At 44.0% G+C, this 8931-nt stretch carries 9 protein-coding genes; 7 read left to right on the forward strand and 2 right to left on the reverse strand.

Annotated elements, in window-relative coordinates; all coding sequences use genetic code 11:
* Nucleotides 1–4: 4 nt before the first annotated feature.
* Nucleotides 5–934: a hydroxymethylbilane synthase gene (gene hemC, locus SWOO_RS02510; RefSeq protein WP_012323130.1), complete on the reverse strand. Its 930-nt coding sequence runs from the start codon at nucleotides 932–934 to the stop codon at nucleotides 5–7.
* 305 nt (nucleotides 935–1239) lie between these two features.
* Between hemC and SWOO_RS02515 the strand changes: the two genes are divergently transcribed.
* Nucleotides 1240–3663, forward strand: coding sequence for a class I adenylate cyclase (locus SWOO_RS02515; protein ID WP_012323131.1), 2424 nt, complete (start codon nucleotides 1240–1242; stop codon nucleotides 3661–3663).
* A 36-nt stretch (nucleotides 3664–3699) separates the two neighbouring features.
* Here the strand turns inward: SWOO_RS02515 and cyaY are convergent, their stop codons facing one another.
* On the reverse strand, nucleotides 3700–4029 hold the full coding sequence (cyaY, locus tag SWOO_RS02520; RefSeq protein WP_012323132.1) for an iron donor protein CyaY: 330 nt from the start codon (nucleotides 4027–4029) through the stop codon (nucleotides 3700–3702).
* Between the two features lie 299 nt (nucleotides 4030–4328).
* Here cyaY and lptM point away from each other — a divergent pair, with 299 nt between their 5' ends.
* The 6 genes from lptM (at nucleotide 4329) to SWOO_RS02545 (ending at nucleotide 8904) form a co-directional block, all read left to right on the forward strand.
* Nucleotides 4329–4472: an LPS translocon maturation chaperone LptM gene (gene lptM / locus SWOO_RS25765; protein ID WP_229377372.1), complete on the forward strand. Its 144-nt coding sequence runs from the start codon at nucleotides 4329–4331 to the stop codon at nucleotides 4470–4472.
* A gap of 4 nt (nucleotides 4473–4476) precedes the next feature.
* Nucleotides 4477–5721, forward strand: coding sequence for a diaminopimelate decarboxylase (lysA, locus tag SWOO_RS02525; protein WP_012323133.1), 1245 nt, complete (start codon nucleotides 4477–4479; stop codon nucleotides 5719–5721).
* A 72-nt stretch (nucleotides 5722–5793) separates the two neighbouring features.
* Entirely contained in the window at nucleotides 5794–6633 is an 840-nt protein-coding gene (gene dapF / locus SWOO_RS02530) for a diaminopimelate epimerase (RefSeq protein ID WP_012323134.1), read from the forward strand.
* Nucleotides 6630–7268 (forward strand): DUF484 family protein, encoded by a 639-nt coding sequence (locus SWOO_RS02535; RefSeq protein WP_012323135.1) that lies wholly within the window; start codon nucleotides 6630–6632, stop codon nucleotides 7266–7268. The genes dapF and SWOO_RS02535 overlap by 4 nt, the downstream gene beginning before the upstream one ends.
* A gap of 20 nt (nucleotides 7269–7288) precedes the next feature.
* On the forward strand, nucleotides 7289–8188 hold the full coding sequence (gene xerC, locus SWOO_RS02540; protein WP_012323136.1) for a tyrosine recombinase XerC: 900 nt from the start codon (nucleotides 7289–7291) through the stop codon (nucleotides 8186–8188).
* Nucleotides 8188–8904, forward strand: a complete 717-nt coding sequence (locus SWOO_RS02545; RefSeq protein ID WP_041417904.1) for an HAD-IA family hydrolase — start codon at nucleotides 8188–8190, stop codon at nucleotides 8902–8904. The genes xerC and SWOO_RS02545 overlap by 1 nt, the downstream gene beginning before the upstream one ends.
* Nucleotides 8905–8931: the final 27 nt, after the last annotated feature.

An 8931-nucleotide genomic window follows, 5' to 3' on the forward strand; every position in this document is an offset into this window, starting at 1 on the left:
GTGACTACTTAATGTAAACAGCATCGAGAATGGTTTTAGCACCTTTGCTTAAGAGCTCTTCGGCAAGGGAGATCCCCAATGCTTTTGCATCGGTTTTAGGCCCTACTTTGGTTGATGCAATGATCTGAGTACCATCTGGGTTACCGACCAAACCGCGAAGGGTTAGCGTATCATCAACTATCTCTGCGTAGGCTCCAATTGGAACCTGGCAACCACCTTCAAGGTGCGTATTCATGGCGCGCTCTGCGATCACGCGAAAACGTGTTTCTGCATGCTCAAGGGGTGCTAATAGCGCTTTTACACGCTCATCATCTGTGCGGCACTCAATACCAACAGCACCTTGACCATTCGCTGGCAGCGACTCTTCAGCTGAAATAAAGCTAGTGATGCGCTCTTCGAGCTTAAGTCTTTTAAGACCTGCAGCTGCTAGAATGATGGCATCATAGGTTCCAGCATCTAGTTTACCTAAACGAGTCCCCACGTTTCCGCGTAGATCGCGGATCTGAAGGTCTGGACGCGCTGCTCTGATTTGGCATTGACGACGTAGGCTAGATGTACCAACAACAGCACCTTTTGGAAGCTCACTGATGCTCTTGTAGTTGTTAGAGACGAATGCATCACGAGGATCTTCACGCTCACAGATGATCTCTAGACCAAGACCTTCAGGGAAATCTACTGGTACATCTTTCATAGAGTGAACGGCAATATCGGCTCTATTTTCAAGCATTGCAACTTCTAACTCTTTAACAAACAGACCTTTACCACCAACTTTTGCTAAAGGTGTATCAAGGATAATGTCACCTTTAGTGCTCATAGGCAGAAGTTCTACCGTGAGATCTGGGTGAAACTTTTCAAGTTCAGCTTTTACAAATTCAGCTTGCCATAGTGCAAGCGGGCTTTTACGTGTAGCGATACGAATGACGTTTTGGGACATGCTCGATATTCCATCAGAGGCCTTAATTGCAGCAATGCTAACATTGCTCGACAGCAGATGTAACATATGGCGTTTGATTCTTTGAAGTTAGCCCAAATATCAAGAAGTAATTAACTATTTTTTACTTGATAAAACTCCAAATAAACGAAGCTGGTACTTTAATAACCAAGCCATGATAAAGGTGAAGAGGTGGTGAGCAGAAGACGAAAGTGTGATCTTGGTCTCATTTATTCCACTGTTAGTGCAAAACATGATAATATTACGCTCCCATCTTAACCTGCAAGAAGCTATTCGATTTGTTGAATATGGTTAACGATCAAAGCCACTTTGTTGAAACCGCCCAGAGATTGAATCGAATCCGGTTGGCTCGTGCGCTTGCCATCTTATCCCCGCTAAAACGGGATCTGTTACGCCTTATTCCACTGCTGTTTCATTTTCATCGAGTGGGTTATCCTGGTTACAACGGTCCGCTAACACCCTCGGGAATATTTAACTATCAAGCGAGTGAAAGTGAGTATTCCGCCTGCAGCACTTTAGGCTTGGTTCCACCTAATCTTCATCTTGTTAATCACCCTGCAATTGAGGGGATATATAGCATGGGAAGCATGGCCAGCTTTGGCCAAAACCCAAAAAGTGATGTGGATCTTTGGTTAGTGCATGACAGGCTACTTAGTCCTAATGAGTGTCGTTTGCTCGAGGAAAAATCAGCACTGATAAGTCAGTGGTTTGAGCAGTATGGTCTTGAGGTTAATATCTATCTGGTTCACCCTGAGCAGTTTATTAAGTCTTCGGATTCTGATGAAGAGTTTCAAACTTCAATTGGTTTGGAGCACAGTGGTAGTGCCCAACATTGGTTACTGCTAGAAGAGTTCTACCGTAGTCAGATCTGTTTGGCTGGAAAAACGGTGGCTTGGTGGCCTGATGCAAAACGTTCTGAAGAGCTACTTTTTCTAGGTGATGTCAGTCAAATCCCCGCCAGTGAGTATTTTGGTGCTTCCCTTTGGCAGCTATATAAAGGCTTGAATAAACCTCATAAAGCCCTGTTAAAGGTATTGTTATTAGAGGCTTATGCGAGCCAATACCCAAATACTTGCTTAGTCAGTGGCAAAGTGTGGCAGAGAACGATGGAGGGTGATTTCTCAGCGGAAAATGATGCTTATTTTTTGCTTTATGAATCGATAGAGAGTTATCTACTAGCACAAGATGATCTTCGCCGATTAGATATTGTCAGGCGCTGTTTTTACCTTAAATGCGGTTTACGTTTAAGTGAGAAAAACCAAGCTAAAGATTGGCGCTATCACAAGCTGAGTATGTTAGTTGAGAATTGGAAATGGTCAAACAGCTTGCTGCAGACATTAGATCATTGTGAAGATTGGCATTGTGGCCAGTTGCAGTGGTTTAATGAACAGTTAAATGAGCTGATGTTAGGTAGTTATCAAACCTTGCTGCAGTTTGCCTCGACCCAGAAACTGAGTAAGAGCTTAAAGTTATCAGAGTTAGGCTTGCTTACCCGTAAACTTCATACCTACTTCAGCTCAGATATTCAGCAAATTATTAGTTTAAATCGCCTGTGGAGTGACTCAGTATGTGAGGCTGATCTCACCATTATCTATAGCAAAAACTCTCAGGAGTACTGTCTTTATCGTTGTAAGCCTGCCCCAAGAAATTTTATCGGTCAGCGAGCGGTTTATCGCTCAAAAAGTAAAGCTAAATTGATGGCCTGGGCCTGTCTAAACGGAGTCGCAAATGATGCGACCGCTTGGTATGAGTTTAGTGAAGGAAAGCGTAAGTCCTCTAGTTTGTCTAAAGCTTCTAAGCGCTTGGTGACATTCTTTGAACATGCAGACCTTAGGGTCTCTAAGATGGATTTTTGTCAGCCTTGGCGCTATAAAAAGTTGGTCTTCTTACTGAATTTTAACCATGACCCTACTGGCCTCTGGCAGGGACAAGAGATCATGGTGGACTATATGAATGCCAATATTTTCTCTCTGGGGCGGGAGCAGAAAAACATGTTGGAATCGATAGATATAATCTGCTTGAACTCATGGGGAGAGTGGCACTGTCACCATTATGAGGGAGAGTTTGGTCTGTTAGATGCACTGTGCTTTATTACCGCTGGAATTAGACGAGGTGCGGGTGATATCGCGATAGAGGTGATCAGCTGCTCTACTAAGTTAAAGTCACAATTTGAGCGCACTGTAGGGAATCTAATGCAGCGAGCCATTCGTTTGAGTTTACAAGTGTCGAGCTCGGCAACTTTAGTTTATCCGCTAAAAGTTAGTGGAATAGAGTATGGACTTTTCTTTAATAGTAAAGGAATGGTGTATCAAAACCTTAATGATACTAAAGGCCTGTTTCAGCAACTAACGAAGAAAAAGCTGCTGGAATTACCAAGACCAGATTTGGGGAATGAGCCTTTTAGTAAGGTACCTGAAGTGATTCAGGATTTTGCCGCTCGGGGAGCAATTCAATATTTTTTGAGGCAAAATGAGCAGGAGTTGGATGTGTTCATTCTTAATGAGAGCAATGAGTTAGATCATTATCAGCAATCAGGTATCGACATTGATGAGTTGGTGAGTAAAGTGAGCCACCATCATGCATTTGAGGAGTTTAAAGCCTCGCAGCAGAGATTTAATTTACCGCAGTTTTTCCGCTTGATCCGCGTGGATGGAAGGTTAAGAGCACTGCCCTTTGGGATCTCTGTTGATGAGGTCGATTTTGAGTTTTAAAAGAGGCTTACTGAAGCCTCTTTTTTCTTTCAGCACTTACAGAGAAAGCTGAATATCACCTTGTTTCAAAATGGAGTCTATTACAAACGGCATGAATTCACCGCCGTTTCGCTCATCTATCCATTTTCCCTCAACAAATGAGAAATGGTAACCGCCAAATTTGGTTGCAACCCAGATCTGATGTAGAGGCTCCTGCTTATTAATCACAATTTTAGAGGTGTCTTCAAAAGTGAGTTGTAGCACATTGCCAGATGCATCGATATCGACATCTGCATCTTGCTCATCAATTGCGATTTCAATCGCATTATCAATTGCCTGAAACATCTCATCGGCTAACTGATGAAACTCTGTATCTGTCATTGCCATAGGGGGTTGATCCTTGCTGAGTCTAGCGAATTATCTATTTAGCGATTCTATCAATGAGAGGCTTGTGCTCCAATCATTTTTACCGTTTGTCCGCTTATAACTCATATTTAATTCATCTTTATTATGGTTTCGACAGTAATTAATAGGAATAGTATGTATTAGCACTATATGTGCTTGACGTTGAAAGCCTAACTCTGCAACATCGGTAGACTGAGTGGGGTGAAGAGTAAGTGCTTTTAATACCCTTTGGCATGAAACATTGGATATACAAATAATCGGATAGATAGATGTTGAGAAAAATGAAACTGTGTTCACTGATATTGCTTACCAGCCTCTTTATTGTTGCTTGTGGTCAGAAAGGGCCGCTGTATAAATCGCCAGACAAACAAGATAACCAAAAGCAAGAACAGGAACAGCCGAAGAAACAAAGTATTAAGGAATAAAGGTTTGGATCATTTTCTCTATAAAAATGGTGAGCTGCTAGCTGAAGATTGTCAGGTTGCAGAGCTTGCCCGCACATACGGTACCCCACTTTACATCTATTCTCGCGCGACGTTAGAACGTCATTGGCATGCGTTCGACAGCGCTGTGGCTAATCATCCTCACCTTATCTGTTATGCAGTCAAAGCAAACTCAAACATTGCCGTACTCAATGTACTGGCGCGTTTGGGTAGTGGATTTGATATCGTCTCTGGTGGTGAGCTCTCTCGCGTCATTGAGGCGGGGGGCGACCCTAAAAAGGTGGTTTTCTCCGGTGTCGGAAAAACTGTTGAAGAGATGGAGATGGCACTGAATTTAGGGATACATTGTTTTAATGTTGAATCCGCTGCCGAACTTGAACAGCTTAATCTTGTTGCACTGAAATTAGGTAAAATTGCACCAGTTTCACTACGTGTAAATCCTGATGTTGATGCTGGTACTCATCCCTACATATCGACTGGACTAAAAGAGAATAAGTTTGGTATCGCCATGGATGATGCTGAGGCAATATTTGCTCGTGCCCACGCCTTACCTGGTTTACAGGTCAAAGGTGTTGACTGCCATATCGGTTCACAGTTAACTGAAATTAAACCTTTTCTCGATGCTATGGATCGTATTTTGGCGCTTATCGATCGTCTTGCAGAGCAAGATATCATTATTGAGCATTTTGATGTTGGCGGGGGATTAGGTGTCACTTATGATGATGAAACACCACCTCAACCCGATGTTTATGCCAGTGCTTTGGTTGAACGCTTAGGTGATAGAAAGCTCAAATTGATTTTTGAACCAGGTCGTGCGATTGCAGCAAACGCAGGTATTTTTGTGACTCAAGTGCTTTACCTTAAAGGTAATAGCGATAAGCATTTTGCCTTGGTCGATGGTGCGATGAACGATCTTATTCGTCCTTCACTCTACAGTGCTTGGCAGAAGATAATCCCTGTTGTGCCGCGTGAGGGAGAGAGCCGTAATTATGACATCGTTGGACCAGTTTGTGAGACAGGTGATTTCTTAGGTAAAGAGAGGGAGCTGTGCCTCGAGCCACAAGATTATCTGGCTGTTCGTTCATCGGGCGCCTATGGCTTTACAATGTCTTCGAACTATAATTCCCGCCCTAGAGCTGCCGAGGTGATGGTTGATGGTGAGCAGGCTCATTTGATTCGCCAACGAGAAAAGTTGTCACAACTCTGGCAAGGTGAGCAGTTACTGCCGTAGACTGTAGCTATAAGACTTTAGTTTGTGCTGCATATCTGTGTGCAGCACGCTCCTATTTTAAGGATGTAGACTTTGATTCATTTCGCTAAGATGCATGGCTTAGGCAATGATTTTATGGTGGTTGATGGTGTTACGCAGAATGTATTTTTTTCGCCTGAACAGATCAAACGTCTGGCTGATAGAAATTTTGGCGTAGGTTTCGATCAACTGCTTTTGGTAGAGCCTCCCTACGATCCCGATCTCGATTTTCACTATCGTATCTTTAACGCCGACGGTGGAGAGGTTGAGCAGTGTGGCAATGGCGCTCGCTGTTTTGCCCGGTTTGTTCGAAATAAAGGACTAACCAACAAGCATAAGATTAAGGTGAGCACCTCAAACGGTAAGATCACCTTACGATTAGAGCGCGATGGTAATGTGACGGTCAATATGGGCGTGCCTGTATTGGATCCAAGCAAGATCCCCTTTAATGCGAAACGAGTTGAGAAAACTTACCTGCTTCAGACCAGTAGTTCCCACGCGATGGAGACCTTCTTGTGTGGTGCAATATCGATGGGAAATCCTCATTGTGTCTTGGAAGTCGAGGATATCGAACATGCTGAAGTCGAGCGCATCGGTGCTCTTTTAACCCAAAATGAGCGTTTTCCTAAGGGCGTTAACGTTGGCTTTATGCAGGTCATTGATGCCGGGCATATCAAGCTAAGAGTCTATGAGCGCGGCGCGGCTGAAACTCTCGCTTGTGGCACTGGAGCTTGCGCTGCTGCGGCTGTTGGCCAGTTGCAGGGGAAATTGAATAAAATGGTTCGTGTTGATCTTCCCGGTGGTACACTGACGATTAACTGGGAAGGTGAGGGGAATCCTTTGTGGATGACTGGGCCTGCCGAACATGTATATGATGGACAGATACCTCAATGACCAAAGCTTCAAAAGAGAAGACTCCAGCCCCTTTCGATGAACTCTTAATCCGAGAGTTTCTGCTGGATAATCCTGATTTTTTTAATCGCTATCCAGAGCTTTTACTGGCGATGCAGATCCCTCACGCAGAGCGTGGTGCCATCTCGTTAATCGAACGCAAGCAGGAGATGTTCCGCAATCGAGTTCAGCAACTTGAGGAGGAGATCACCTCTCTGTTGGGAATGGCTTCACGCAATGAGATGATCTATATGTTTAATACCGCGTTATCACTTAAATTGCTCAAGTGTGAAGATTTAGGCGAGCTTAGGCAGGTGTTATCTGAAGGGTTAAAAACACAGTTTCACTTTAGCCATGTTCGACTTATCACTGTGCATGATATCGATAGCGAGTTATCGCAGATATGGAGTAAGCGCCTGAATCAGGGTTATTACTTCGGCAGACTGACAATGAGTGAGTCAAAGCGGTTATTTGGCAGTGAAGTGGGATCCGTTGCCCTATCTCGACTTTCTGAAGAGTGTGGTCAGGTGATTTTTGCTATTGCCAGTCAAGATGCGATGCATTTTCACCCAGAGATGGACAACTTGTTACTGGATCAGCTTAAACAACTGTTAGATCATCTACTGCCTAAACTTTAAGTTATCGTCTGAGGAGTTCTATGGAAGTTAATTGGTTCCAGCACTTCGAAAGCTACCTTAGCGCTGAGCGTCAGTTGTCTAAGCATACTGTTCGTAACTATCTTTTTGAGTTAAATCGTGTTGACCAACTGCTTGATGACTCAACATCTTGGCTAAGTGTTTCTCGAGAGCAGATCCAAAGTGCCATGAGTCAGCTACACCGAAGGGGTCTCAGTCCTCGCTCACTTTCGCTTACCCTTTCGGCTGTTAAACAGTTTTGTGAGTTTCTACTTCGCGAAGGCGTTATACAGACCAATCCAGCGATAAACCTTAGTGCGCCAAAGCAAAACAAGCCTCTGCCTAAAAATATGGATCCAGATTCAGTGAGCCATCTACTTGAGATAGATGGTGATGATCCTTTGAGTCTGAGAGATAAGGCGATTATGGAGCTGTTTTACTCATCAGGTTTGCGTTTAGCGGAGTTGGCGGCTTTGAATATCTCAGATATTCAATTTTCTGAGCGTCTGGTGAAGGTGCTAGGTAAAGGGGGAAAGGAGCGAATTTTACCCATAGGCAAGATGGCTATAAGCGCGATAGATAAGTGGTTAGCGTGCCGACGCTTGATACCTTGCGAACACGATGCGCTGTTTATCACCAATAAAGGAACTCGCCTAGCCCATAGAAGTATTCAGGCTCGTTTGTCTAAATGGGGCCAGGAGCAAGCTTTAAATATGCGAGTGCACCCGCATAAGTTAAGACACTCTTTTGCGACGCATATGCTTGAGTCTAGCGCCGATCTGCGTGCGGTTCAGGAGTTGTTGGGACATGCGAACCTCTCGACGACTCAGATCTATACTAGTCTTGATTTTCAACATCTGGCAAAGGTGTATGACGGTGCTCATCCAAGAGCGGCAAAAGCTAAGAAGGATAAGAGTGAATGATCCGTTGCTACATTAAGCCTGAAGAGATAAGCGCGATCAGTTTTGATCTCGATGATACCCTTTATGATAACTCCCCCATTATTGAGAAAGCTGAGGCTGAATTAGCTCACTTTTTACATCATAAATATCCACGCACAAGCCAGTTTGAGAGAGAGGACTGGTTTGCCCTAAAGCGAAAATTGCAAAAAGAGCGACCTGAACTTTGTCATGATACAGGCTTAGCAAGGGTGTCTGTGTTGACGCTTGGTTTGCGTCAGTTAGGCTATTCTGTGAAAGAGGCCGAAGCTGGTGGACTCGAAGGGCTTCAATGTTTTTTACAATATCGCTCAGACTTTACTCTCTCTCAACCTGTGCTAGAACTACTGCATGGTTTAAAGCAAAAGTATCGACTTGTTGGGATAACTAACGGTAATGTCGATGCTTCCCGTATTGGGTTGGGCTCTCTATTTGATTTTGTTCTCTCTCCGGGTAACGGTGTGCGGATGAAGCCAGCACCAGATATGTTTAACGTAGCCTTAGACAGGCTAAATATACCTGCGGTTCAGTTACTTCATGTGGGTGACAGTCACAGCTCTGATGTGGTGGGCGCAAGGTTAGCAGGGTGCCAATCTCTGTGGCTTAATCCCGCTTTTGGGAGGAGCAAAGTTGAGCAAGCTAAGGCTTATTTACCCCATATTGAGATAGATAATATTAAGCAGCTTAAACTGCTTATTTAGCAGAAAAAGAAACAGAAAAGAAAATGG

This window comes from Shewanella woodyi ATCC 51908, assembly GCF_000019525.1.
GTDB lineage: Bacteria > Pseudomonadota > Gammaproteobacteria > Enterobacterales > Shewanellaceae > Shewanella > Shewanella woodyi.

Excerpts from the sequence above, each read along its gene's own strand:
- hemC (WP_012323130.1), bottom strand. The coding sequence starts at position 934 with ATGTCCCAAAACGTCATTCGTATCGCTACACGTAAAAGCCCGCTTGCA.
- SWOO_RS02535 (WP_012323135.1), top strand. The coding sequence starts at position 6,630 with ATGACCAAAGCTTCAAAAGAGAAGACTCCAGCCCCTTTCGATGAACTC.
- cyaY (WP_012323132.1), bottom strand. The coding sequence starts at position 4,029 with ATGGCAATGACAGATACAGAGTTTCATCAGTTAGCCGATGAGATGTTT.
- lptM (WP_229377372.1), top strand. The coding sequence starts at position 4,329 with ATGAAACTGTGTTCACTGATATTGCTTACCAGCCTCTTTATTGTTGCT.
- SWOO_RS02515 (WP_012323131.1), top strand. The coding sequence starts at position 1,240 with ATGGTTAACGATCAAAGCCACTTTGTTGAAACCGCCCAGAGATTGAAT.
- xerC (WP_012323136.1), top strand. The coding sequence starts at position 7,289 with ATGGAAGTTAATTGGTTCCAGCACTTCGAAAGCTACCTTAGCGCTGAG.